Annotated in this window: 18 protein-coding genes; 7 read left to right on the forward strand and 11 right to left on the reverse strand. The window is 73.7% G+C overall.

What is annotated here, in order from left to right:
* Positions 1 to 141: 141 nt before the first annotated feature.
* From KIK06_RS09630 to pgi, 4 genes are all read right to left on the reverse strand, one after another.
* Positions 142 to 1,167 (reverse strand): ABC transporter permease, encoded by a 1,026-nt coding sequence (locus KIK06_RS09630; RefSeq protein ID WP_017599919.1) that lies wholly within the window; start codon positions 1,165 to 1,167, stop codon positions 142 to 144.
* A 243-nt stretch (positions 1,168 to 1,410) separates the two neighbouring features.
* Positions 1,411 to 3,069 (reverse strand): ABC-F family ATP-binding cassette domain-containing protein, encoded by a 1,659-nt coding sequence (locus tag KIK06_RS09635; RefSeq protein ID WP_268642871.1) that lies wholly within the window; start codon positions 3,067 to 3,069, stop codon positions 1,411 to 1,413.
* Positions 3,070 to 3,418: 349 nt separating this feature from the next.
* Complete coding sequence (locus KIK06_RS09640) at positions 3,419 to 3,910, reverse strand: hypothetical protein (protein ID WP_268642872.1); 492 nt, start codon at positions 3,908 to 3,910, stop codon at positions 3,419 to 3,421.
* A 115-nt stretch (positions 3,911 to 4,025) separates the two neighbouring features.
* On the reverse strand, positions 4,026 to 5,726 hold the full coding sequence (gene pgi / locus KIK06_RS09645) for a glucose-6-phosphate isomerase (protein ID WP_268642874.1): 1,701 nt from the start codon (positions 5,724 to 5,726) through the stop codon (positions 4,026 to 4,028).
* A gap of 214 nt (positions 5,727 to 5,940) precedes the next feature.
* Here pgi and KIK06_RS09650 point away from each other — a divergent pair, with 214 nt between their 5' ends.
* Together KIK06_RS09650 and KIK06_RS09655 are read left to right on the forward strand one after the other, a co-directional pair.
* A complete protein-coding gene (locus KIK06_RS09650) occupies positions 5,941 to 6,255 on the forward strand; it encodes a hypothetical protein (protein WP_017599915.1) in 315 nt (104 codons plus the stop codon).
* Between the two features lie 300 nt (positions 6,256 to 6,555).
* Positions 6,556 to 7,767: an alpha/beta hydrolase family protein gene (locus KIK06_RS09655; protein ID WP_268642875.1), complete on the forward strand. Its 1,212-nt coding sequence runs from the start codon at positions 6,556 to 6,558 to the stop codon at positions 7,765 to 7,767.
* A 54-nt stretch (positions 7,768 to 7,821) separates the two neighbouring features.
* On the opposite strand, the gene KIK06_RS09660 is transcribed toward KIK06_RS09655, so the two are convergent.
* On the reverse strand, positions 7,822 to 9,348 hold the full coding sequence (locus KIK06_RS09660) for a cytochrome P450 (protein WP_268642876.1): 1,527 nt from the start codon (positions 9,346 to 9,348) through the stop codon (positions 7,822 to 7,824).
* A 280-nt stretch (positions 9,349 to 9,628) separates the two neighbouring features.
* On the opposite strand from KIK06_RS09660, the gene KIK06_RS09665 reads away from it, so the two are divergent.
* Complete coding sequence (locus KIK06_RS09665) at positions 9,629 to 10,927, forward strand: DUF2786 domain-containing protein (protein WP_268642877.1); 1,299 nt, start codon at positions 9,629 to 9,631, stop codon at positions 10,925 to 10,927.
* Here the strand turns inward: KIK06_RS09665 and KIK06_RS09670 are convergent.
* Positions 10,924 to 11,400, reverse strand: a complete 477-nt coding sequence (locus tag KIK06_RS09670) for a hypothetical protein (RefSeq protein WP_268642878.1) — start codon at positions 11,398 to 11,400, stop codon at positions 10,924 to 10,926. The genes KIK06_RS09665 and KIK06_RS09670 overlap by 4 nt on opposite strands.
* A 94-nt stretch (positions 11,401 to 11,494) precedes the next feature.
* Here KIK06_RS09670 and KIK06_RS09675 point away from each other — a divergent pair, with 94 nt between their 5' ends.
* Positions 11,495 to 12,283 carry an RNA ligase family protein gene (locus KIK06_RS09675; protein WP_268642879.1) on the forward strand — a complete coding sequence of 263 codons (789 nt, stop codon included), beginning with the start codon at positions 11,495 to 11,497 and terminating at the stop codon, positions 12,281 to 12,283.
* Positions 12,267 to 13,397 carry an AAA family ATPase gene (locus tag KIK06_RS09680; RefSeq protein WP_268642880.1) on the forward strand — a complete coding sequence of 377 codons (1,131 nt, stop codon included), beginning with the start codon at positions 12,267 to 12,269 and terminating at the stop codon, positions 13,395 to 13,397. The genes KIK06_RS09675 and KIK06_RS09680 overlap by 17 nt, the downstream gene beginning before the upstream one ends.
* Before the next feature lie 295 nt (positions 13,398 to 13,692).
* Here KIK06_RS09680 and KIK06_RS09685 read toward each other — a convergent pair whose 3' ends face one another.
* A complete protein-coding gene (locus KIK06_RS09685; protein ID WP_268642881.1) occupies positions 13,693 to 14,112 on the reverse strand; it encodes a pyridoxamine 5'-phosphate oxidase family protein in 420 nt (139 codons plus the stop codon).
* 336 nt (positions 14,113 to 14,448) lie between these two features.
* Here KIK06_RS09685 and KIK06_RS09690 point away from each other — a divergent pair, with 336 nt between their 5' ends.
* On the forward strand, positions 14,449 to 15,912 hold the full coding sequence (locus KIK06_RS09690) for an MFS transporter (RefSeq protein ID WP_268642882.1): 1,464 nt from the start codon (positions 14,449 to 14,451) through the stop codon (positions 15,910 to 15,912).
* Positions 15,913 to 16,345: 433 nt separating this feature from the next.
* On the opposite strand, the gene KIK06_RS09695 is transcribed toward KIK06_RS09690, so the two are convergent.
* Complete coding sequence (locus tag KIK06_RS09695) at positions 16,346 to 18,052, reverse strand: nSTAND1 domain-containing NTPase (RefSeq protein ID WP_268642884.1); 1,707 nt, start codon at positions 18,050 to 18,052, stop codon at positions 16,346 to 16,348.
* Positions 18,053 to 18,469: 417 nt separating this feature from the next.
* A complete protein-coding gene (gene fxsA / locus KIK06_RS09700; RefSeq protein WP_017599904.1) occupies positions 18,470 to 18,652 on the reverse strand; it encodes an FxSxx-COOH cyclophane-containing RiPP peptide in 183 nt (60 codons plus the stop codon).
* Between the two features lie 256 nt (positions 18,653 to 18,908).
* Between fxsA and fxsT the strand changes: the two genes are divergently transcribed.
* Positions 18,909 to 21,428 (forward strand): FxSxx-COOH system tetratricopeptide repeat protein, encoded by a 2,520-nt coding sequence (gene fxsT / locus KIK06_RS09705; protein WP_268642885.1) that lies wholly within the window; start codon positions 18,909 to 18,911, stop codon positions 21,426 to 21,428.
* Positions 21,429 to 21,506: 78 nt separating this feature from the next.
* Here fxsT and KIK06_RS09710 read toward each other — a convergent pair whose 3' ends face one another.
* Together KIK06_RS09710 and KIK06_RS09715 are read right to left on the reverse strand one after the other, a co-directional pair.
* Positions 21,507 to 22,862, reverse strand: a complete 1,356-nt coding sequence (locus tag KIK06_RS09710) for an HEXXH motif domain-containing protein (RefSeq protein WP_268642886.1) — start codon at positions 22,860 to 22,862, stop codon at positions 21,507 to 21,509.
* Positions 22,863 to 24,035 (reverse strand): FxsB family cyclophane-forming radical SAM/SPASM peptide maturase, encoded by a 1,173-nt coding sequence (locus KIK06_RS09715; RefSeq protein ID WP_442789820.1) that lies wholly within the window; start codon positions 24,033 to 24,035, stop codon positions 22,863 to 22,865.
* Positions 24,036 to 24,582: the final 547 nt, after the last annotated feature.

A 24,582-nucleotide genomic window follows, 5' to 3' on the forward strand; every position in this document is an offset into this window, starting at 1 on the left:
GCCCGTCGACGACGCCTCCGGTGCGGTGTCGCGGTCCTTGTGTGGTGGGTGGTCACCTTGCCTCCTGGTCGGTTGCCTGTCGGGCTCGTCGGGAGCACGGCCCGGGGTCGGGAACGTGGGGGCGCCGGGTTCGGGGACCCGTCAGTCGGAGGAGCGGGGGTCGAAGGCGTCTCGTAGGCCGTCGCCGAAGAGGTTGAAGGCCAGAACGGTGATGAAGATGGCCAGGCCCGGCACGATGACGAAGTGCGGTGATGTGGTGTAGAAGCGCAGGGCGTTGTCGAGCATGCCGCCCCAGGTGGCCATGGGCGGGTTGATGCCGACACCGAGGAAGCTCAGGGCGGCCTCGAAGAGGATGTTGGTGGGGATGAGCAGGGTGGAGTAGACGAGGATGGGGGTGACGAGGTTGGGCAGGATCTCGCGGAAGACGATGTGGGCGCTGCCCGCCCCCAGGCTCCGGGAGGCCTCCACGAACTCCCGTTCCTTCAGGGTGAGGGTCTGGCCGCGGACGATGCGGCCGATGTAGGGCCAGTTGAAGAACCCGATGATGAACACCAGGACGCCGATGCGCAGGTTGTTCCCGGTCAGTCCGAAGGCGCCGTCGGGGATGACGCCGACCAGGGCGATGGCGAAGAGCAGCAGGGGGAAGGCCAGGAAGATGTCCATGGCCCGGCTGATGACGGTGTCGATCCAGCCGCCGAAGTACCCCGCGGTGATACCGAGGACGGTGCCGATGACGACGCACAGCGCGGTCGCGACCGTGGCGACGAGCAGTGAGGTCCGCGCCCCGTAGACGATGCGGCTGAACAGGTCGCGGCCGTTGACGGGCTCGACGCCGAGCAGGTGGTCGAGACTGATGCCGCCCCACGGGTCGAGGCCGAGTTCGGGCTGTGCGGGGTCCAGCAGGACGCCGCCGGTGAGGGGGTCGACCAGGCTCTGGTTGAACTGGTTGGGCGGGTACCCGAACCAGGCGGTGAGCAGGGGGGCGAACAGGGCGACGAGGATGAGCACGACGACGGTGATCCCACCCGCCATCCCGGCCTTGTCCTTGCGGAAGCGCCGCCAGGCGATCTGGCGCAGCGACCTGCTCGCGGTGTCGGTCCCCCGGGCGACGACTTCCTCGGGTTCGGCGTGCTGGGACGACTCCGGCGCGTCCAACGGCGCGGCCATGCCCACCTTGCTCTCTGTCTGTGGTCGAACGACTACGGACAGACTGCCCGAGGCGTGCGCGGGTTTTCCAGCGGCCGCGCCGTCGGGGGTGTCGCGGTGCGCGGCGGTCTGCTGGGGGCGGCGGTGGAGGCGGCACCCGTCAGCCACCTTTACGACGTAGATTCATTCAGCTCGGCCGAATGACCGCACGGAACGGGTCGGGCTCCGCGAACCGCGGGGCCCGACCCGTGGAAGGGCGGCCGGTCACGCGGCGGAGTCCACCCCGCCGTCGGCCAACCGCAGGACCGCCCCCTCCCAACGGCGGCGCAGCCACCGGTCGTGTGAGGCCACGACCACGGCTCCGGGGGCCGACCCCAGCGCCTCCTCCAACTCCTCGGCCAGCGCCAGCGACAGGTGGTTGGTCGGCTCGTCCAACAACAGGACGTCCGGGGCACGGCCCACCAACAGGGCGAGCGCCAGGCGTCGCCGCTGGCCCACGCTCAACTCCCCCACCGGCCGGTCCTGGTCACGCGGGGCGACCAGTCCCAGTTCGCCCAGACGCGGCGCGTCGGATCCGGCCCCGTGCCGCTCCTCGTACAGCGATCGCGGCGTGCGCGTCGGATCGGGGAAGACCACGTCCTGTTCGAGCAGGGCCCGCGTGGTGCCCCGTCGCGGGTCCACCCGCCCCGAGGCCGGCCGCAGCCGGCCCGCCAGCGCGTACAGCAGCGTGGACTTGCCCGCTCCGTTGGGGCCGGTGACCAGGAGCCGCCCGTCACCGGGCAGGTCGAGCCGGTCCAGCCGCAGCCGGCCCGGGACCACCAGGTCACGGACGGACAGAGCGGCGCCGCCCTCCGTGCCGGGGTCCCTGGTCAGGGATCCGGCGAAGCGCAGCGGGCGCGGCGGTCTGCGCACCTGGTCGCGCTCCAGCGTCTCCAGGCGGTCGCGGGCGTCGCGGACGCGGCGCGAGACCTGCCTGTCCACCCGGCCGCCCTTGTAGTCGTAGGCCATCTTCGCGTTGTCCCTGGGGCCGCGCCCGTGGGCGACCTGGCGCGCCGTGGTGCGCACCGCCTCCCGCAGTTGCTTGAGCTCGCCCTGCTCCCACTGGTGGCGCTGTTCCCAGCGCTCGCGCTCCAGGCGCTTCTCCCGTAGGTAGTGGGAGTAGGCGCCGCCGTAGAGGACGGGGCCCTCCACCGCCGGGTCCAGGTCCATCAGGCCGGTGCACACGGCGTCCAGGAACACGCGGTCGTGGCTGGCCAGCACGACCAGGCCGGGGAGTCCGCACAGGTACTCCTCCAGGAACTCCAGCGCCCGGTCGTCCAGGTGGTTGGTCGGCTCGTCCAGCAGTAGGGCGCCGGGGCGGCGGATCAGCAGGGCGGCCAGCCCCAGACGGCAGCGCTGGCCGCCGGACATCCGGCCGACGGGACGGTCCGGGCCGATCCCGGACAGGCCCAGGCCCGCCACGACCACCTCCGCCCGCCGGTCGGCGTCCCACACATCCAGGCGTTCCGCCTCGGTGAGGACCTCGCCGTACTCGCGCAGAACCCGGTCGTCGAGGGGGTCGGCGTCCAGTGCGGCGGTGCTGGCGGCCAGGCGGCGCTCGACCGCGCGCACGGGTTCGAGGGCCCCGGCGACCACCTCGGCCAGGGTCGTGTCGGGCCCGTACGGCAGTTCCTGGTGCAGGAAACCGGTGTCGGCCGGGCGCGAGACGGTTCCGGCGTCGGGTTCCTCCACCCCGCAGAGCAGGCGGAGCAGGGTCGACTTGCCCGCGCCGTTCTCCCCCACCAGACCGAGCCTCTGGCCGGGGGCCGCGTCGAGGCTCACCCCGTCCAGGACGACACGCGCCCCGTAGGACTTGGCCAGATCGCGTGCGGTGAGCACGGCCGAGCCGCGCGGAAGCGTCGGGGCTTCGGCTTCGAAGGTCACAGGGAACCACCCTTCGTCAAAGGGGTGGGTCTCGATGCGCGCGGCGGCGCCCGGGGCGGCCGCGAGGGACGACGGAGGTCGTCGACATCGAGACCGCACCACGGCTGCTGGGAACGTGGCCACGCCGGGCGGGGTCCGGCTCCAGCCCCTGGAGGGGCGAGCCCCGCGCGCCCGGCGGTCGGTCTCGATGTCAGTTACGCATGTCGATCGCAGATTAACCGGGGAGGGTGGGGGTGGGCAAGGGAGTTTCCCGCCCGCCCCGCGGACACCGGCACCGGCGATCCCTCACCTCACGCGTGGCACCGGCCACGCGGCGCCCGGGGGAACGACCGGCGGCGTGTTGGTCCGCTCACCGCTCCCGGAGGGTGCCGTCCTCCACCACCACACCCGCCTGCGGGCCGCCCTCTGCGCAGCCCGGACCGTTGGCCTCCAGCATCTGGGGGGTGACGGTGGTCGTGCCGGTGAACAGCTCCGTCCCGCCGTCTCCCAGAAGCACGACGCCCACCTCCACGGGGTCGGTCGGAAGGGCGTCGACGAACGCGAAACCGTGCCGCCCTCCGGTGGGAACGGACCGCGCGGTGCACGCCCCGTCCTCGCAGCCCTCGTCGACGCTCTCGGTCGACTCCGACAGCTCGACCTCGGAGCCGCGGCACCGCCCGTCCCAGCACACCTCCACCTCGGCGGACCGCGCCCCCGCCGCGTCCGAGGGCGCCACATCCAGGGACACGCCCACCGGGACGCCGATCTCCGTGCAGACCCCTCCCCCGCCGAACGTCGACGCGCAGCCCGCGACCGCGCCGACCAGGATCAGCGCCCCGAACCCATGAACTCCAGCGCGCACGTTCGCCCCTCCCCGGAGGCCGCGTCGTCGGATCTCCTGCGCGGCCCCGCCCAGTAGGCCCCGAGCGTACCGGGACCGCCCCGGCGGACGGCGCGCCGGAGCGGTCGCCGACCCGCTAGCGGCCGCGCAGCGCCCGGTACCGCCGCACCAGGGCGGCCGTGGAGGCGTCCAGACCGGGGACGTCGGCGCCCTCGGTCAGGGCGGGCTCGACCCGCCTGGCCAGGACCTTGCCGAGCTCCACCCCCCACTGGTCGAAGGAGTTGACGTTCCACACCGCGCCCTGCACGAACACCTTGTGCTCGTAGAGGGCGACCAGCTGGCCGAGTACCGACGGGCTCAGCCGGTCGGCCAGGATCGTGGTCGTGGGGTGGTTGCCCGCGAACGTGCGGTGCGGGACCAGGTCGGCGGACACGCCCTCCGCCTCGACCTCCCGCGCGGTCCGTCCGAAGGCGAGCGCCTGCCCCTGGGCGAACAGGTTGGCCATGAGCAGGTCGTGCTGGGGAACCAGGGCCGGGGGCAGGTCGGGGGCGGGGTTGGCGAAGCCGATGAGGTCGGCGGGCACGAACCGGGTGCCCTGGTGCAGGAGCTGGAAGTAGGCGTGCTGGCCGTTGGTGCCGGGGGTGCCCCACACGATCGGTCCGGTCTGCCAGGCGACGGGCCGGCCGTCGCGCTGGACCGACTTGCCGTTGGACTCCATGTCCAGCTGTTGGAGGTAGGCGGCGAACTTCGACATGTGGTGGCTGTAGGGCAGCACCGCGTGGCTGTGACCGTCGAAGAAGGACCCGTACCACACGCCCAGCAGGCCGAGCAGGAAGGGCAGGTTGCGGGCGGGCGGCGCGGTCGCGAAGTGCTCGTCCATGAGATGGAACCCGGCGAGCATCTCACGGAAGGCGTCCGGGCCCAGCGCCACCATCAGGGACAGGCCGATCGCCGAGTCGTAGGAGTAGCGGCCGCCGACCCAGTCCCAGAACTCGAACATGTTGGCGGTGTCGATGCCGAACCCGGCCACCGCCTCGGCGTTGGTGGAGACCGCGACGAAGTGCTTGGCGACGGCGTCGCTGCCGGTGTCCACGCCGAGCCCGTCGGCCAGCCACGCGCGCGCGGCGGTGGCGTTGGTGATCGTCTCGACGGTGGTGAAGGTCTTGGAGGCGACGACGAACAGCGTGCGGGCGGGGTCGGCGTCGATGAGCGCCTCGTGCAGGTCGGTGCCGTCCACGTTGGAGACGAAGCGGAACTCCAGACCGCGGTCGGTGTAGGGGCGCAGGGCCTCGTAGGCCATGGCGGGGCCCAGGTCGGAGCCGCCGATGCCGATGTTGACCACGCGCTGGACGCTCTGACCGGTGTGGCCGAGCCATTCCCGGGAGCGCACGCGCTCGGCGAAGGCCGCCATCCGGTCCAGGACACGGTGGACGTCGGGGACGACGTCGCGCCCGTCGGTCTCGACGACCGCCCCTCGGGGCGCGCGCAGGGCGGTGTGCAGGACGGCGCGGTCCTCGGTGAGGTTGACGTGGTCTCCGCGCAGCATGGCGTCACGCAGGTCGGCCACACCGGTGGCGTCGGCCAGGGCGGTGAGCAGGCGCAGGGTCTCGTCGGTCACGAGGTTGCGGGAGTAGTCGACGTGCAGGTCGCCGACGTCCAGCGCGAACCGCCGCGCGCGTTCGGGGTCGTCGGCGAAAAGGTCGCGTAGGTGGGTGTCACCGAACCGGGTACGGTGCTCGCCCAGGGCGGCCCACTCCCCCCGCCGGTCCAGCGGGGTGGCGGGTCGGGCCCGTTCCCCGGTGTCCGCCGCGCCGTGGGAGGTCGTACTGCCAGGCATCCGGTCGCTCCTCGTCGTCCGTGTGATCCGTGGACCGGCCGCGCCGTGTTCGGTCGGCGTGCCGGGGCCGCGCGTGCGGCGTCTCTAGCGTCCCACGGCCGCGTCCGCGCTCCGACGTCCGCCGCCACTACGGATCTCCGGCGGCCATGACTGGAATCCCCCGCTCCGACCAGGCATGATCGAGGTAGAGGGAGCGAACGCGAGGGGGCCGCCGGTGACGGAGCAACCCGAAGACTTCACGGTGGACGGCTCAGCCGACATCGACGACGTGGATGCCGTGATGGACGTGGGCGCGGCCGACCAGGACAGTGCCGTGGCCGAGTTCCTTCTCGATCACCCCTACGGGCACCGCATCGAGGAGATCGAGGACCACGACGTCCTGGGCATCGACGCCGAGGTCCGGCAGGAGATCCCCGACCCCGCGCTGGCGGCCGACGACGACCGCTCGTCCGTGCCCCGGCGGGAGGAGCTGTCCCGGCTGCTCAAGGCCGAGGAGTTCGCCGACAGGATACGTCGGCGCCAGGAGTGAGCCGGGCCGCGAGCCGATCCGCGCCGCGGTGGACCCGACTACCGTGAGCCCGCGCGCGGGCGCCCGGGGAGCCCCGTCCGAATCACCCCGTTCGTCACCCGCGTCGACGGCACCCCCAGAGCCGCTCGTCGGCGAACCCCGTGGTGTGAGAGCACTGGTCGTCAGGGGTGTGGTGGTGCTGGCCCCACCCCGCGGCTCGGGGAGACGCCCGGAAGGCCCCGGGGACTCCCCCATGGTGGGGTGGTGGTCGCCGTTCCTAGTGTGTTCGGGACACGATCGCGACCATGACGGGACGGTCCCTTGCACCCCTCCACCGAATCCGGCGCCGCCGTGCGTCAGGCGACCGCACGCGTGATCCGCGCCGGAGCCGCGCTCACCCTGGCCGCCGCCCTGACCCTGGTCTCCTCCGCCTCGGCCGGTGCCGTGGCGGCCGACTCCGACCACGACCACCCGGCCACGGCGCCGCCGGCCTTCCTGCCCGAACCCACCGGGGACCGTCCCGTGGGCACCACCGTCCTGCACCTGGTGGACGAGGAGCGGGAGGACGTGTGGGCGGGCGGACCCCGCGAGCTGATGGTGACCCTGTGGTACCCGGCCCGCGCCGACGTGGGGCGGCCGGCGCCCTACATGACCGAGGCGGAGTCGGCGGCCACGGTCGAGGGGCTGGGTCTGGACCTGCCCGCCGACACCCTGCACCGGATCCGGACGAACGCGCGGTCGGGCGTCCCGCCCGCGTTCCTCCGCGACGGCGGGTTCCCCCTGGTCGTGCTCTCGCCCGGGGCGGGATTGAGCCGGACCCAGATGTCGGCGCTGGCGGAGGAGCTGGCCAGCCACGGGTTCGTCGCGGCCGGTGTGGACCACGCCCACGAGGCGGCGCCCGTGGAGTTCCCCGACCGCCTGGTCACCGAGTGCACGGGGTGCCGGTCCGGGGAGTGGGCGCTGGGCGCGGTCAACCGGGCCGAGGACGTGTCGTTCCTCCTCGACCGGCTCACCGGTTCCGATCCGGCCTGGCGGTGGTCACGGGTGATCGACGCCGACCGGGTCGGGATGGTCGGACACTCGTGGGGCGGCACCGCCACCGCCGAGACCCTGCGGGCGGAGGAGCGCGTGGACGCCGGGATCAACCTCGACGGACCGTACTACGCGCCCGCCGTGGACGAGGGAGTGGACAAGCCGCTGGCCCTGATCGAGAACGACCAGGGGAACCGGTGGCATGGAGTGGACCAGATGTGGCCCCGGCTGTCGGGCTGGCGGCAGTGGATCCGGCTGGAGGGTTCGGGTCACTCCAGCGGCACCGACCGGGGAGTGCTCATGGAACAGCTCGGGCTGACCGGCGCCCTCACCCCCGAGCAGTGGGCCGCCCAGTTCGGCGACATCCCCGTCGGGCGCGGGCTGGACCTGGTGCGCGCCTACGGTGTGGCCTTCTTCGACCACCACCTGCGCGGCGGGGAGCAGCCCCTGCTGGACGACCCCGAGGGGGTCCACCCCGAACTGGTGGTCATCGGCCCCTGACGGGCCCGGCTCCCGTGCCGACGCGCCGGGCCTCCTTCCGTCCGACGGACGGCGCTATCCGCGCGGGCGCCAGGTGGCCAGAAGCCGCTCGAGGGGGTCGGGTGCGTCGGCCTCCGGTTGGGCGAACGGCGCCTGGTAGCGCGCTCCGACGGCGCGCGGTGCGGTGGAGCGGGGTTTGGACGCCGGCGCGGAGCGCACGGCGGGTTCGGGCTCCCCCTCCTCGTCCTTGGGGGCCAGGGGCGCCTGGTAGCGGGCACCCTGGGGCGCCGGTCGGCGCCTGCGGCGGATCCAGCGGGTACGGGTGGGCGGCCCGGGCCGCTCCTCGGGGGCGGGCTCGGCGCGCTCCCCGGTGGGGGTGAACCGCACGGGCAGGGCCTCCAGTCCGTGCACGGCCAGGGAGCCGCGCCAGGCCAGCTCGGCGGGGTCGACGGTCAGCGCCAGACCGCGCAGGCGGTCCACGACCGTGTCGATGGCCGTGCGCGCGAACTCCCGGGCGAAGCCGGTGGCCGGGCACCGGTGCGCCCCCGCGCCCCAGGACAGGTGGGAGCGGTTGCCCGCCATCGCCATGGCATCGTCCCCGCCTCGGACCACCGAGGGGTCGCCGTGCGCGGAGGTGAACCCGAACAGCAGCGGCTCCCCCCGCCGGATACGGGCTCCGGCGAAGCGGATGTCCATGGTGGAGTAGCGCCCGGCGAGCACGCTGATCGGTGAGTCGGTCCACATGACGTAGTCGATGAAGTCCTCCGGGGTGAGGGTGCCGCCCAGGTAGGCGGTCCACACGGTGGGGTCCTCCAAGAGTTTGAGCAGAGCGTTGCCGATGAGGTGGGTGGTGGGTTCGTGCCCGGTCTCCCACAGCAGGGAGAGCGCCTCGACCGCCTCGTCGTCGGTGAGGCGGTGGGGGTGTTCCAGGAGGTGGGAGGTGAGGTCGTCGCCCGGCTCGGCGCGCTTACGGGCGACCAGGCCCGTGAAGTAGTCGCGGATGGCCAGCGACGCGGGTTCGGCGCGGTCGGGGTCACCGCTCCACAGACGGGTGGTGAGGTCGGCGAGCAGACCCCCGTAGGCGTCCGGAAGGCCGAGGAGTTCGTTGAGCACGAGCGCGGGCAGCGGCGCCGCGAACCGGCCGATGAGGTCGGTGCGGCCGTCGGCTGCGACCGCGCCCAACAGGCGTACGGCGGCGCGCTCCACGACCGGGACGAGTTGGGGCGTGCCCACCCGGGCGAGCGCTTCGACGATGGGGGTGCGCAGCCGCTGGTGCTCCGCTCCGTCGTGGGTGAGCGCGCCGGTGCGCGCGGGCGCGGTGCCGGAGGCGCTCCAGGGTCGGGGGTCGGCGGAGAAGTAGGTCTGGTCGCGTAGGACCTGGAGGTTCTCCTTGTAGCCGAGGAGGAGCCAGCCGGGCACGCCGGGGCTGATCTCGACCGGCACGAGGCCTCCGTAGTGGTCCCGGAGCCGGTCCCAGGGCAGGTCCGCGGCGGCGGGGTCGTGCAGGGCCAGTGCCCCCGACCCGCCGAGGGGGCAGCGGGCCCCCTCCGCCCGGCCGCCCGGGGCGGCGTCGCGGCCAGCGGATCCGGTTCCCTGGTGCATGGAGACTCCTCGGTGGCTGTGGATGCCACGCGACGCTACGCCGTGATTGTTTCCGGCGTGCTTCCAGGACGAAAGCTCCGGCTTTCCGTGCGGAACATCGGACCCCAAGTCGGACCTGGGCGGATGGAGTCCACGTGTGCGGCGCGGGCCTCTTTCGGGCGTGTTTCGCGCGTGTCACGGGCCGGTGGGGGAGGCAGGGCCGAAGCGAAGCGGCGGGCCCAAGGCGAACACGACTAGGATGGCGGGTCGGCCACCACCACCTCGACCTGGGAGAACCACCGTGGGCAAGAAGAACCGCGGACGGCGACGCGCCTCGGCCCCGCGGACCGACGCCTGGGCGGGTCCCGCGCCCGCGGACTCCCCCGCCGACGTCGTGACCGGGGCCGTCGACGCCCTGGTCCTGGGCGACGACGGCGGGGGTGTGGACCTGGCCTCAGCACGTCTGGCCGACGTCGAGGACCCGGAGTGGGCGAAGGCCGCCGGGTCGGCGGTGACGGACGCCCTGACCCGGGGTCTGGCCGGGGTGTGGGCCCGTGGCTGGCAGCCCGCCGAGACGGTGCGCCAGGTCGGGCGGGAGCTCGGCCGCGTGGCCGCGGCCCTGTGCGCCGACGCGATCGTGGCCGAGCACCGCCGGTACTCCCCGGCCGCGGTGGACCCCCGGTGGAGCGCGCAGGTGCGGGATCTGGGGACGGCGCCGGAGTGGGGCGAGGGGTACCTCGCCTACGCGGGGGCCGAGCACGGCCTGCTGAGGTTCGAGGTCGTCGAGCTGGTACTGCGGGTGCTGGCCGCCCTGCGGGTCCTGGCGCCCGTGCAGGCGCTGGGACCGCCGCCGGGCGCCTTTCGGCCCGGCCGCCAGGCCCCGGTTCGGACGGCGTCGTCGGTGGATCGCACCCGGTTGGAGAGGGTGCGGGCCCTGCTGGCCAAGGCCGAGTCGACGGAGTTCCCGCACGAGGCGGAGGCGTTGAGCGCCCGCGCCCAGGAGTTGATGGCCCGGCACAGCATCGACCGGGCGCTGCTGGAGGAGGAGTCCGGGGGACCGGCCTCCGCGACGGCGGCCCGGCGGCTGCCGGTGGACTCCCCCTACGACGAGCACAAGGCCGTCCTGCTGCACGAGGTCGCCGAGGCCAACCACTGCCGGGCGATCTGGCACGGGGAGCTGGGTCTGTGCACGGTGATGGGGTTCGACGCCGACCTGGACGCGGTCGAGTTGATGTTCACGTCGCTGCTGGTGCAGGCGGAGAGCGCGATGCGGGTCAGCGGCTCGGCGCGTGACCGGTCGGGGCGGGCCGCGGGCCGGGACTTTCGGGCGTCGTTCGTCTCCGCGTTCGCGGTGCGCGTGGGTGAGCGGCTCGCGGAGTCGGCCCGGGCCGCCGAGGCGGCCGCGGCGGCCGAGACGGGCACCGACCTGGTGCCGCTGTTCGCCGCCCGGGAGCGCGAGGTGGAGACCGCCGTCGAGGAGGCGTTCGGGGAGTTGACCTATTCGCGCGTGCGCGGCCCCCACAGCGAGGACGGCTGGGTCGAGGGGCGTGCGGCGGCGGATTCGGCGTCCCTCGACGGGCACCGCCCGGTCCGCGGCTAGGAGACCCGGTTGTCGGTGACGACCAGATCCCACCGGTCCTCGGGGTCCTCACCCTGGGCGTGGATGACCCCGGAGACCGTGTGGTCGAACGTGAAGTGGTCGAACTCGGCGGGCCGGTGCGGCCCCTCGTAGGCGGCGGCGCGGGCGCCCAGCCTGAGGAAGTGGTCGATGAGGTAGGCCATCCACGCGTCCGCCTCGTGGAACTTCTCCACACCGTCCCAGTGGACGCGGGTGCCGTCCTCGGAGGGGGTCCACCCGCACCACAGGGACGGCTGGCCCTCGGGGGGACCGCTGTACCGGCGGATGTCGGGGTCCTCGCCCTGGCCCATGAAGCCGCTGCCCTCGACGTGGTAGGGGCCGCGCTCGCGGTCCATGCGCCTGGTCCGGTTGAACTTCCTGAGGTAGGCGACCTCGTGGGGGTTGAGCGGCGGAGTGACGGTGACGTGTCCGGTGAAGTCGGTGGTGTAGCCCATGGGCTCCTGCCTACCAACCGACACCGACATCGCCGACCGCTTCGGCGGGAAAACCGGTGGCCCGCGGAGACAACCGCCCGGTACAAAGGGGCGCATGCTGCACAAGTATCCGCGAACCCGCCACATCCGGGGGTCGCGCCTGCAACCGGGCGACGACGACCTGTCCGCCACGCCCTTCCGTGACCTTGCGGGGCGGCACCTGGTCGTCGAGGAGAAGCTCGACGGCGCCAACACGGGGATCAGCTTCGACGCCGAGGGGCGGCTGCGGTTGCAGAGCCGGGGCCATTTCCTGACCGGCGGGCCGCGCGAGCGGCAGTTCGCTCCGCTCAAGGCCTGGGCGGCGACCGTCGCCCCCCTGTTGCGGCCGCGGTTGGGCGATCGGTACGTGCTCTACGGCGAGTGGCTGTACGCCAAGCACACCGTGTTCTACGACGCGCTGCCGCATTTCTTCTGCGAGTTCGACGTCCTGGACACCCGGGAGGGCGTCTTCCTGTCCACGCCGCGCCGCCGCGAGCTGTTGGAGGGCACCCCGGTGGTGTCGGTCCCGGTCCTGTACTCGGGTCCGCTGTCCGACCTGGCGGGCTTGACCCGCCTCGTGGGGCCCTCCACCTGCCGGACGCCGGACTGGCGCCGTGCCCTGGCGGAGGCCGCGCGCGCCGGGGGCGCCGACCCTGAGCGCGCCCTGGCCGAGAGCGACGACTCCGACCTGATGGAGGGGCTCTACGTCAAGGTCGAGGAGGATGACCGCACCGTCGACCGGTACAAGTGGGTGCGCGCGGAGTTCACCACCGCCGTGCTGGACTCGGGGACGCACTGGCTCGACCGGCCGGTGATAGCCAACGGCCTCGCCGACCCGGAGGTGCTCCATGCGGCTGTTCGATGAGCTGTGCCCGGCTCCCCCGACCTGGTCGCTGGACTGGTCGGCGGTCCGAGAGGCCCTGCCGTGGGTGCGGAAGATGGCGGGTGTGGAGCAGGATCCGGTCCACCACGCCGAGGGCGACGTGGACACGCACACGCGGATGGCGTGCGAGGCCCTGGCGGAGCTGCCCGGGTGGCGGGCGCGCCCGGCGCCCGAGCGGGTCCGGCTCTTCGCGGCCGTGCTCCTGCACGACGTCGGCAAGGCGGCGTGTACCCGGCGGGAGGCGGACGGCCGGATCACCGCCCACGGGCACTCCCGCCGGGGTGGGCTCATGGCGCGCCGCCTGCTCTGGGAGGGCGGGGCCGAGGTGGGGTGGCGCGAGCACGTCGCCGCTCTGGTCCGCCACCACCAGGTGCCGTTCTGGGCCCTGGAACGCCCCGACCTGCGCGCGATCGCGTTCCGGGTGAGCCTGGTCGCACGCAACGACGACCTGGCGCTGCTGGCCACCGCCGACATCCTGGGGCGCCGCTGCGGTGACACCGCCGAGGTTCTGGACAACATCGCCCTGTACCGCGAGTACTGCGCCGAGCAGCGGTGCCTGGAGCGTCCCCGCGACTTCCCGTCCGACCACGCGCGGTTCTGGTTCTTCCGCAAGCCGGACCGCGACCCGGACTACGCGGCCCACGACGACACCCGGTCGACGGTGACCGTGATGTCCGGGCTGCCCGGCGCGGGCAAGGACACGTGGATCGGCTCCCACCGTGCGGACCTTCCGGTGGTGAGTCTGGACGCGCTGCGCGCCGAGATGGGAGTGCGGCCCACCGACCCGCAGCGGCGGGTGGCGGCCGCCGCGCACGAGCTGGCCCGGGAGCACCTGCGGGCGGGGCGGTCGTTCGTGTGGAACGCGACCAACCTGTCGCGCGACGTCCGCGACCGGTGCGTCGGTCTGGCCTCGGCGTACCGGGCCAGGATCGAGATCGTGTCCCTGGAGGCGCCGCCGCAGGTGCTGCGCGCCCGGTTGGACCGCCGCCCCGCGCCGGTCCCCGCCGCTGCGGTGGAGCGCCTGGTCCGAAGGTGGGAGTACCCCGACGCCACCGAGGCGCACCGGGTCACCGGGATCGCCTGGCCGGAGGCTTAGGCGGTGTTTTCTGGGTCCTCCGCCGCGCTTCGGACCGTGTTCAGGCGCCCACACGGCCAGGGATGCTCCATCCTCCTCCTCGCCCGCCCGTCACCCTCCACCACCCTCAACGGACGCCTCCGGCGCGGCACCCCCCACTTCGTCACCCTCCACCACCCTCAACGGACACCTCCGGCGCGGCACCCCCCACTTCGTCACCCTCCACCACCCTCAACGGACACCTCCGGCGCGGCACCCCCATCGGCACCCCGCTGACGCCCGAACGACACTCCCCCGGTGACCGCTCCGGGGCCGGTCAGGTCGGCCCCGGAGCGGTTCCGGCCATCAGCCAGCGGCGAACCCCGATCTCCAGCAGGACGTGGGGGCGGCCGCTGTCCTCGACGACTTCCTCGACGTCCCAGTCGTAGCGGTCGCGGAAGGCGGCCACGACGTCGGCGGGGAAGGCGTCGGTGTGCACCGTGGCGGTGCCCTCGGCGACGACGGGCGCGTCGCCGTCCTCCAGCGCCAGCGACACCCGGGGGTCGGCGGCGATGTTGCGCGCCTTGACCGTGCCCGGGCCGGTGCTGACCCACCAGCGGTCCCGGACGTGGGCGAACCAGACGGGGGTCAGGTGCGGTGAGCCGTTCGGTCGCGAGGTGCACATCCAGGCGTTGCGGGCCGAGCACAAGCGGTCGGTGAGGTGGTCGGGGGCGGGTGCGGACGGGTGGGCGGTCACGGGACTCCCTCGGTCGTGGTCGGGCAGAACGAAAGTCTGTGACCTCAACCGCGGTTGAGGTCAAATCCGGTACGGCGGCCCCGTGCGGGACGCTGCCCCCACCGGATCGGGATCACGCACCGCACCCGGCGATCCGCCACCGTCGTTTTCCGCTGATGCCCACGTGGGGGCACCCCTTTCCCGCTACGATGAGCGCAGCCCACCCGCACCGTCAGTCACCCACCGAACACGGCGCAGGGGCGACGGGACCACCGACGACCCCAGGGGTGCCCGCGCCGACCACCACGGCCGCCCCTACGGGCTCCGACGTCCAGGTTCCCGACGGTTGCGAGAACGATGTCCGACACGTGTGCACGCACGGCTCCGGCCCCCCGCACCCGGTCATCGCCGAACACACGGGACGACCGCCGCTGGCGGCGCCGCTTCGGTCTGCTGTGGACGGGCGGCGCGCTGTCCACCCTGGGCTCGATGACCCTCACCCTGTCCGTTCCCCTGATCGCCCTGCACCAGAGCGGTTCCCCGGCCCTGGCCGGGTGGATCGCCGCCGCCGGGATGGTGCCGCGCACCCTGCTGTACGTGCCGCTCGGGGTCGTGGTCGACCGCCACGACCCCCGCTCCGTCATGGTCGCCAGTCAGTGCGCGCGCCTAGCGTGCGTGGCGCTCCTGGTCGGCCCGGTCCTGCTCCTGGGCGCGCCCGTGGCCCTGCTGGCCGCCGCGGCCACCGTCCACGGCGTGTGCGCCGCCCTGCACGCGACCGCCGCGTCCGCCGCCGTGCCGCTCCTGGTCCCCCGCGACCACCTGCCGATGGCCGCGGCCCGCAACGAGGCCCGTACCCACGCCACGCAGATGACCGGACGGCCGCTCGGCGGAGCGCTGTTCGGTCTGGGCCACGGCCTGCCCGCCGTGTTCGACGCGGCGGCCTCGGCGGTGGGGCTGTGCCTGGTGGCGCGTCTACCTCGACTGCGCGCCGCTGTCCGGGCTCCCACCGTCCGGGGGGAGGGGGAGGCCACGCGAACGGGCCCCGCGGCGGGACCGCCCGAGGCTCCGGGACGGCGGGCGTCCGCCCTGTTCCGGGAGACGGCGGCGGGTTTCGCCCACCTGCGCCGCGACCGCTTCCTCCTCCTGGCCACAGCGGTGTGCGCGGCGACGAACGCTCTGTTCCAGACGGTGTGGCTGGTCATCGTCGTCCTGGCCACCGAACACGGGCTCTCCGCCTTCCTGCTCGGGGCGGTGCTCGCCGCGACCGGCGCCGGAGGGCTGCTCGGTTCCCTCACCGCCACGGCCCTCGTCCGGCGCCTGCACCACACCACCATGGTCGTCCTGTGCCTGTGGGCGTGGGTGGCGGTCACCGTGCCCCTGGCCCTGGCCGGGCGGCCGGACACCGGATGGCTGGCGGCCGTTCTCCCGCTGGCCTGGGGCGGAATCGGGTTCGTCGGCGCGCACATGAACGTCACCGTGACCACCTACCACACCACGCGCGTGCCGCCCGAGCTCCTGGGCCGGGTCACCGGAACCGTCCGTCTGGCCACCAGCGCGGCGCTCCCCCTCGGTGTGCTGTGCGGGGGCCACCTGCTGGAGGCGGTGGGTGTGCGGACCACCGCCGTGTCGGTCACCGCGCTGCTCTGCCTGTGCGCCCTGGTCCTCACCCTGGTTCGGGCCGCCGGGTCGGATCCGCCCGCGCCGCGCCCCTCTCCCCCACCGGGAACAGCGACTCCCCGACCGTCCGCAGGCCCGCGTCCAGCGCCTTTTGGATCCGAAGGGCGTCACCGACCTGGCCCGTCCTCGCCTGGACGTGGTTGAAGGCCCGGTCGGTGGCGTCGCGCAGCTCGTCGACCGGGCCGCGCCGCCCCTCAGGGAGGACGCCCCGCAGGCGCTCGACCGCCACGACCGCGTCCAGGCTGTCCGCGCGGGCCTGCCGCAGCAGGTCGCCCAGTTCCTCGTCGCCGGGCCGGGGCGGGCCCTCGGCGCGGATGTGCGTGACCACCCGGACCGACATGCCGAGGCGGAGCACCGCCCTGCGCGCGTCGTCGAACCGTGACCGCAGCTCCTGGTCGCGGCGGCGCTCCCGGTCGAACAGGTGCCGTGTCCGCTCCACCTCCAGGGCGTGCTCCGCCCGCCAGCGCTCCGTGCGCGCGGCCCGGTAGGCGGCCAGGGCGGTGGCGCCGAGTGTGCTCAGGGCTGTGACGGCGCCGGTGATGAGCGCGACCAGCACGGTGGTGTCCATCCGGTCGGGTCACCAGCTCCCGCGTGGGGTCAGCCCTCGGGCGGAGGTCAGCTCGGCGCGGATCCGGTTCCGGATGCGCCGGGCCTCGCTGGCCGACCGGTCGCCGACGAGGACGGAGTCGAGGACGTCGAGGGCGGACTGGCTCTGCCCGACGCGCCACAGGGCCTGGCCGATGCCGGTGCGCAGGCTCGGGTCCCCGTGCACGCGCCCCGCGGCCGCGCGCAGGCCGTCGAGCGCCGCCGCGCGCTGTCCCGCCTGGAGGCGGCTGCTCGACTGGGCGACGAGCAGCCGCGCCACACCGGTGCCGTCCCCGACCGCTTCCAGCAGCTCCGCCGCCTCGGCGTAGTAGGCGGCGGCGACGGCGGGGTCCCCGCGTTCGAAGGCGAGGTCGCCCAGGAGCGAGGTGAGCAGGGCGCGCTCGCGGGGTCGGGGCGGCGGGGTCGCCCGCAGCGCCCGCCTCGCGTGCTCCCCCGCCAGGTCGGGCTCACCCCGGGTGTGGGCCCGACGGGCGACGACGACGCGGTCGGCGATCGTCCACGGTTCCGGGGTGGCCTCGATGCGGGGATGGGCCGCCAGGTCCGCGAGGGGACGGGTCAGGCGCGGGTGGCGCAGGCGGTAGCCGGTCCCGTCGGCCCCGGGGGCGACCAGGTGGCGGTCCTGGAGTGTGTGGACCAGGCCCCAGGTGAGGTCGGGGTCGCGGACACCGTCCGCGGCGGGGGGCGGGGCGCCCGGCCCGCCCGCGGCGGCGGCGCGGCGCAGCCAGGCGTGGGGCAGGTCCCGGGGCACGAGGTGCTCCGCGGCGACTTCCTCCAGGACGAGGCTCAGGTGGACGGCGAGGGCGTGGTCGACGTCGTCGGCGGCGAAGGCGTCGGAGCCCTCGGCGTACAGGAGCGCGCCGACGGTCTGGAGCAGGGCGGGGTCGACGGTCTCGGTGAGGGCGGCGGTGTCGGCGCCCCGGGCGGGCGGGCCGGGGACGGTCCGCACCTCCTCGACGAGGCGCTCGGCGACGGGCAGGGGGCGCCGGACGCCGGCCGTGTCGAGGGCGCGGGCGGTGGCGTGGACGGCGGAGTCGGGGGGCAGCGCCCCGACGCGCACCTCGGTGTGGTCGGTCCCGTGCGCGGCGATCATCCGGCGCAGGTCGGCCAGGTGCTCGGTGCGGACGGTGAGGAGGAGGTGCAGCCCGGGGTGCTCGTCCAGCGCGACGAGGAGTTCGTCGACGAGCGCGGCGCGGTGCGGTCCGGGGCCGTCCGGTGCGCGCAGCAGGGGTTCGGTCTGGTCGAGGGCCGCGAAGAGGGGCCGCTGGCGGCCGTAGCGGTCGGTGCGCTCATGGTCGCGCAGGAAGTCGGTGGTGGAGGTGCCCGGCCCGTGGGTGGGGAACTCGCCCGGGTTCCAGGAGGCGAGGAGGGCGCGGGTGAAGGGGTTCTGTTCGGGAAGGACGGCACTGGGGAAGGCCGGGTCGAGGAGCAGGTGCCCCACCGGCAGGACGCGGGCGCCCCGGTCGGTGAGGGCGGGGACGGCCCCCGCGCGCAGGAGGGAGGTCTTCCCGACACCGGCGTCCCCGTGCAGAAGGGTCAGGCGCGTTCCGCTCCACGCCTCGACGAGGGTGTTCACCGTCGCCGTCCGGCCGTGGAACAGGTGGCGGTCACGGGCGCCGAAGGGCCGCGCGCCGACGAATGGTCCCGTGCGGTGCGCCCGACCGACGAAGTTTCGTGACATGAAATCATCTCCGAAGCGTGGAGAACGGTTCGGTGGCCCCGCGGACCGGTGGTGTCACCGGTGCGCCCGAGGGGTTCCGATTTCACCCCGGGGACGTCATTGTCCGGTGCCTTTTCCGGATCCGCGACCCCCACGACAGCACGTGTGGGGAATGGTCGCGAAGGGGCTCTTGGTCCGGAAGCGGACGCATCCCCGAGGATGAGGCGTCCCCGGCCGCCTGGGCGTCCGGACCCGGGCGAAGCGGCGGTCCCGGGACGGACACGGCCTGGGGCGTGTTTCTCGCAACGGCCCCCTGAGGGGGTGTGGTTCGGGCGTCGGCGGGGTTCTTGTGGAGGGGGCCGCGCCGTAGGCGTCGGTTGAGGGTGGTGGAGGGCGACGGGCGGTCCGAAGCGCGGCGAAGGACCCGAGAAACACCGCCTAGCCGTCCTCGTCCGGATCGCTCGTGAACGCGGCGATCGCCTCCGAGGCGGCCGATCCGGGTTCCAGGACCGACCGCAGCGCCCGCACGATCGCGCTGTCCCCGTACCCGTCGAGGTCACGCAGGGTCAGGCCGTCCGCCTCCACCAGGGCGGCCGCCCCGGGGACGTGCTCGTGTGGCATCGATCATGTCCTTCCGACCAGAGAGAAAGGAGAGAACGGTTGCGTTGACGCGGCAGCCGCCCTCCTTTACCGTTTTTTCGGTTGTCCCATGGAGTTTCTACCACCGGCCTGTCCTTCCCTAACATCTTCGCCTACGCTGAGTTCGTATTCGCAGTTCCCACACCCCGCTGACCGAAATCCTCGACTCAACACCAGGAATCTTCCGAAACCAATCCAGAATGCCTGGTGGGGACGATGTGAAACCGGAGGACATCGCGTGAGCGCTTCCAGGCCCAACTCCCCACGCTTCCCCAAGGTCTGGGGGAGGGTCCCACCGCAGAACAAGAACTTCACCGGTCGCGCCGAACAGCTCCAGAGCCTGTACGACGGGCTGCGCGGCCGGGTGACCGCGGTCGTACCGCACACCCTCCAGGGCTACGGAGGCGTCGGTAAGACGCTCATGGCGGTGGAGTACGCCCACCGCTACCGGGAGGAGTACGACCTGGTGTGGTGGATCATGGCCGACCAGCCCGGGCTCGTCCGCTCGGCGCTGGCCCACCTGGCCCCGCACCTGGACCTGCCCGGCCCCGGCCTGACCGGTGTGGAGGACGCGGCCAACGGGGTCCTCGACGCGCTGCGCCGGGGCGAGCCGTACGCGCGGTGGCTGCTGATCTTCGACAACGCCGACGAGCCCGAGGACCTCACCGACGTCATCCCGCAGGGGCCCGGCCACGTGCTGGTCACCACCCGCAACCACCGCTGGGAGGCGGTGGCACGGACCGTGTCGGTCAACGTCTTCCCCTCGCACGAGAGCGTGGAGTTCCTCAAGCGGCGCATCCCCCGGGGGATCAGTATCGAGGACGCGGTCGAGCTGGCGGAGGCGCTCGGCCACCTCCCCCTGGCGCTGGAGCAGGCCGGGGCTCTGCAGTCCGAGACCGGGATGTCGGCGCGCGAGTACATGCGGCTGCTCTCCGAGCGCACCGGCTCCCTCCTGCGCGAGGGCAAGCCCCCCGAGTACCCGGAGCCGATGACCGCCGCCTGGCAGCTGTCGGTGGCCAAACTCCAGGAGAACCTGCCCGAGGCCATGGAGCTGCTGCGCTGCTGCGCGTTCTTCGGCCCCGACCCCATCCCGCGCGACCTGTTCTTCCCGGTGGAGGGCGGGGAGATCCGCCCCGAGCTGGCGGAGCTGATGGCCGACCCCATCCGCCTGAGCCGGGCGATCGGCCAGCTGGGGCGGTACGCGCTGGTGCGGCTGGACAACGCCAACCGCACCGTCCAGGTGCACCGGCTCATCCAGGCCCTGCTGCGCGAGGAGCTCGATCCCGCGATGCGGGACTCGATCCGCGCCGAGGTGTGGTCCCTGCTCAGCGCGTCCGCGCCGGAGAGCCGGACCGACCCCGCCGCCCAGGCCCGCTACCAGGAGCTGCTGCCGCACGTGGGACCCTCCCGGGTGGCGGAGAGCACCCGCCCCGAGGTGCGCAGGTTCGCGCTGAGCATGCTCAGCTTCCTGTTCGTGGTCGGCAACTACGAGACCGCCAGCCGCTACGCGCGCGCGTTCATCGACCAGTGGGTGGCCGACTCCGGAGACGAGGACCCCCACGTCCTGGAGGCCCAGCGCCTGTACGCCAACCGGCTGCGCGACCTGGGCCGCTACCAGGAGGCCCACGACCTCAACCGCGCCATCCTGCCGAAGGTGCGCCGGACCCTGGGCCGCACCCACAGCGAGACCCTGAACGTGCTGTCGGGGCTGGGGGCCGACTACCGGGCGCGCGGGGACTTCTGGCAGGCCCGGGAGCACGACGAGGAGACTCTGCGGCTGCACGAGGAGACCCTGGGCCCCAACGAGTCCGCCACCCTGCGCGCGCTGCACAACCTCGGTATCGACTACGCGCTGACCAGTGACTTCACCGGCGCCCAGGCAAGGCACGAGCGCGCGTACATGCTGTACAAGCGGCGCAGCGCCGCCCCCGGTTCGCCGGTCCTGCTGTCGTTCTGGCATGGTCTGGCCCTGTCGGTGCGCCTGGCGGGGGACTTCACCGAGGCCTGCGACCTGGGTGAGGACGCGCTGTCCTACGGGCGTGAGCAGCTGGGGGTCGAGCACCCGAGGACGCTGCGCACCCAGATGGACCTGGCGATCGCCCGCCGCATGTCCGGTGAGTTCGAGGAGGCGCTCGAACTGGCGCTGGACGTGCACTCTCGGTACCTGCGGCTGTACGGGATCGACCACCCCGAGACCCTGGCCGCGGCCATGTGCCTGACCAACATCTGGCGGATGACCGGGGAGCTGACGGGTGCGCTGGAGCTGGGTGAGGACACCGACCTGCGGTACGTGCGGGCGTACGGCCCCGAGCACCCCTACAACCACGGGTGCACGAGCAACGTCGCCCTGCTGTACCGGCTGCTGGGCGACGCGTCGCGGGCGCGGTCGATGAACGAGTCGGCGCTCGCCGCCCTGGACGGCAAGCTGGGCCGCGACCACCACTACTCGTTGGGGGTGGCGATCAACCTGGCCAGCGACCTGTCGGCGCTGGGCGAGACCAAGAACGCGGTGCGCCTGGGCCGGGGCACCCTGCGCCGGCTGCGCTCCCTGCTGGGCGACGACCACCACAACACGCTGGCGTGCGCGGCCAACCTGGCGCTCGACCTGCGGGAGGAGGGCGTTTCGGAGGAGGCCGACGCCCTGGCGGAGACCACGCACACGGCGCTCGTGCGAACGCAGGGCAGGGAGCACCACATCACGGCGGCCGTGCGGCGGGGCAGTCGGATGATCACCGACTTCGACCCGCCGCTGCTGTGACCGTCCGCCGCCACGGGCGATGCGGGGCGGCGCCGAAGCCCGAGGGGCGTGAACCACCCGCTCCGTCCCCCGGTCCGGTCAGCCCGGCCGGACGCCGGGCCCGGGGCGCCCCGCCGCCACCGGATCTTCGTTGCGGGCGCGCCACCGGTCTCGGTGGCGGCGGGCCGCGGCGCAGGCCGCCTCGGCGGTCCCGTCGGGCACCTCCTCCTCCAGCCAGGAGGCGAGTGTCCGCTCGGTCGCCGCGAGGAACCGTGCTCCGTCGGGGGTGAGCCTCCCGGACCCGGCCACCGTACGCGCGGCCCCGTGGGCGGCGGAGCGCCAGTGCGCGAAGTCGGCGTGGGCGCGCCGGGCCTCCTCTCCCCGGGCCACCAGGCGGTGGCGGCGCCAGAACCCGGCCACCCCCAGGTGGGCGTACACCCCCTGGAGGAGCCCGGACACGGGCCTGGGGTCCGGGCGCCAGGGCGCGTAATGCGTGCTCCCGTCGTCCGGGAGGGTGAGCGGGACCAGGTCGAGCAGAGCCATGAGTTTGGCGTGCTGCACCTCGTGCGCGAAGGTGAGCGCGAACCACACGGGGCCGGGTGGGCCGGACAGCCCCAGGGCGCCGAAGGCGTGCCGGGCGGTCGCGCTCGTGTGCGCCCCGCCGGGCGCGATCATGGGGGTGAGCGCGACGACGGTGTCGGCGACCTCCTCGGCGATGGTCCAGTGGTCGGTGACCAGGAGTTCCCACGCCTCGCGCAGGCTCACCCGCCACTCCTCGACCTCCCGTTCCGGCAGGCGGCGGGCGACCAGGTCGGCGCCGGGGAGCCGGTCGGGGTCCTGGTCGTCCAGGAGCAGGTCGAGGCGCCGTCCGGCGTGTTCGGCTGACATCCGGCGCAGCGCGTGCCACCCGGGGGCGTCCTGGTGCGGGTCGTCGGGGACCTCCACCCGGGCGTTCCCCCTCGACAACAGCGCGCGGCCGCCCGCGGCCTCGACGACGGCCGGGCCGCCCTCGCCCCGACCGAGCAGGGCGCGGCCGAGGGCGGGCAGCGGCGCGGTCGGTCCGAACAGCGGAACCTCGATCCGCGCGGTCAGCCCGGCTCGCAGAGCGGCGGCCGCCGCGAGCGCCGACATCGCGCCCAGCCGGGGCTCCTCGTCGCGGTGGCCGTCCAGCGCCAGGGCGGTGCGGCGCGCCCACACCCCGACCGACGGGTGGCGCAGGACCGCGGCGACCGCGTCCGGGGCGGCCTCCTGCGCTGCGGCGAGCAGGTCGTAGGCCTCTCGGGCTCGTGCCGCGCCGGGGTGCGGCCGGGCGAGGGCGGCGTCCAGGACCCGGCGGACCAGGAGCAGGTGTTTGGCGTACTGGGTCCGGCGCAGGGGACCGGTGGCCGCGTGGCCCCCCGCGCCCCGGGCGAGCGCGTCGAACACGGTGTCCGGGAGCGGGCCTTCGGGGGCCATTCAGCGTCCTTCCCGCAGGCGTGCGACATCCGCGGCCACGGTCGCCCGGACGTGCGAGATGAGCCGGTACAGATCCCGGCAGTACACCGAGGGGTTGCGGAACCCGGATCCGCTCCGGTACCGGTGCGGGTACAGTCCGCCGCCGCACACGCGGGCCAGGGGGCAGGCCGCGCAGGTGGCGCTCAGGGCCCGGACTCCGATCTGGCGCGCGGCGACGGAGGGCAGGTACAGGGTCTCGTCGAAGGTGTGGGTGAGGGTGTGCAGTGGGGTGGCGGCCGCGCCGTCGTAGGCGGATCTGAGGCTGTCGACCTGTTCGATGGAACCGTCGGTCTCCACGACCACGAGCGCCGCGGGGGACAGGCCGACGCTCTCGGTGCGCGAGGGGCGGCCCAGGACCAGGCGGATGATCTCGTTGAACAGGCGGATGTTGGTCTCGCGCTCGGGCGCGTGGTACCAGCGGTCGAAGACGGCGACGAGCCAGGAGCCGTAGGCGGCGCCGTCCGGGGTCCAGCCCCGTGGCGGGGTGTCCCAGTTGCCGTGCGGGAGGAGCAGGTCGACGGTGGGCGGGTCGAACTCCAGAAGCGCCTCGTAGGTGGCCACGGGGTCGGACTCCAGGTCGACGGTGGCGAGGAGTCCGCTCATCAGGTGGCGGTGACGCGGGGAGCCGAGCAGCTCCAACCCGGCACGGACCTCGGCGTGGGTGCCGTGTCCGTTGGCGCGGCGGCGGTGTCGGTCGTGGTCCTCCTCCGTCCCGTCGACGCTGACGCCGACGCGCACGCCGAGTTCGTCGAACAGGTCGAGGAAGTGGGTGTCCAACAGGACACCGTTGGTCTGCAGGCGCAGGTCGACGTGGACGTCGGGTTCGTTGGCCTTGCGCAGGGCCTGGACGGTGTGGCGCAGGTGGTCGAGTCCGACGAGGAGCGGTTCGCCGCCGTGCAGGATGACGTCGACCCGGCCGCGGCCGTGGGCTCGGGCGTGCTCGGCGATCCGCTCGGCGACCCGCTCGACGACGGGCCTGGCCATGCGGCGGGGTTGGTCGCGCCACCCCTGGTCGGCCATCTCGTACATGTAGCAGTAGTCGCAGGCGAGGTTGCACCTGCTGTGCACCTTGAGGACGAACTCGCGCAAGGGGGTCGGGCGCCATCCCCGGGCGAGCAGGTCCTCGACGTCCAGGGTCTCGGGCCATTCTCCGTGGATCCGTGGCCGTTCACGGACCCGTGTTCCTCTGTTGTCGGCGCTCCGTGCCACGCTGGTGTCCTCCTGGGGGCGAGAGCACACGTGAAATATCCGCGAGTATCGCGTTTGGGTGATATGTACTCTCTTGGCGGGTGAGCAAACCTCACTCACTCTCCCTCCGGGCGGAGCCACCCGCACAGCCCGCCCCCAACCCGTCCACGGGGCCGGAGCGGCGAGCGCGCCCGCCTCTGGATTCCTTCCCCGGCCGCGGCCGCCCGACGCCATACCAGAGGGACATTGGCCGGTTTCGGTCACCACGAAAAAGATTAAACCCCTTTTCTTGCGGTAGCGCCGGATTAGACATGGTTCACACCGGAAATTCGGTGCGGTGACCCACGCTTTTACCATCGCCTTTCACCGCACGCCCGACGCGACCAGGAAACACCCCGGAGCGAACGCCCGGCGCAAAGGCGCGGTCGACCGGCGTCGGCGACGTCCCCGACTCCGGTGCCGATCGGAGCCGGACATGGACCAAGGTCCCGAT

This window comes from Nocardiopsis sp. EMB25 (genome assembly GCF_026797795.1).
GTDB lineage: Bacteria > Actinomycetota > Actinomycetes > Streptosporangiales > Streptosporangiaceae > Nocardiopsis > Nocardiopsis lucentensis.

What these genes read in the sequence shown, in the direction of transcription:
- KIK06_RS09675 (WP_268642879.1), top strand. Translation starts at nt 11,495, where the DNA reads ATGCTGCACAAGTATCCGCGAACCCGCCACATCCGGGGGTCGCGCCTG.
- KIK06_RS09680 (WP_268642880.1), top strand. Translation starts at nt 12,267, where the DNA reads ATGCGGCTGTTCGATGAGCTGTGCCCGGCTCCCCCGACCTGGTCGCTG.
- KIK06_RS09695 (WP_268642884.1), bottom strand. Translation starts at nt 18,052, where the DNA reads ATGTCACGAAACTTCGTCGGTCGGGCGCACCGCACGGGACCATTCGTC.
- pgi (WP_268642874.1), bottom strand. Translation starts at nt 5,726, where the DNA reads ATGCCTGGCAGTACGACCTCCCACGGCGCGGCGGACACCGGGGAACGG.
- KIK06_RS09670 (WP_268642878.1), bottom strand. Translation starts at nt 11,400, where the DNA reads ATGGGCTACACCACCGACTTCACCGGACACGTCACCGTCACTCCGCCG.
- KIK06_RS09660 (WP_268642876.1), bottom strand. Translation starts at nt 9,348, where the DNA reads ATGCACCAGGGAACCGGATCCGCTGGCCGCGACGCCGCCCCGGGCGGC.
- KIK06_RS09710 (WP_268642886.1), bottom strand. Translation starts at nt 22,862, where the DNA reads ATGGCCCCCGAAGGCCCGCTCCCGGACACCGTGTTCGACGCGCTCGCC.
- KIK06_RS09630 (WP_017599919.1), bottom strand. Translation starts at nt 1,167, where the DNA reads ATGGCCGCGCCGTTGGACGCGCCGGAGTCGTCCCAGCACGCCGAACCC.
- KIK06_RS09690 (WP_268642882.1), top strand. Translation starts at nt 14,449, where the DNA reads ATGTCCGACACGTGTGCACGCACGGCTCCGGCCCCCCGCACCCGGTCA.
- fxsA (WP_017599904.1), bottom strand. Translation starts at nt 18,652, where the DNA reads ATGCCACACGAGCACGTCCCCGGGGCGGCCGCCCTGGTGGAGGCGGAC.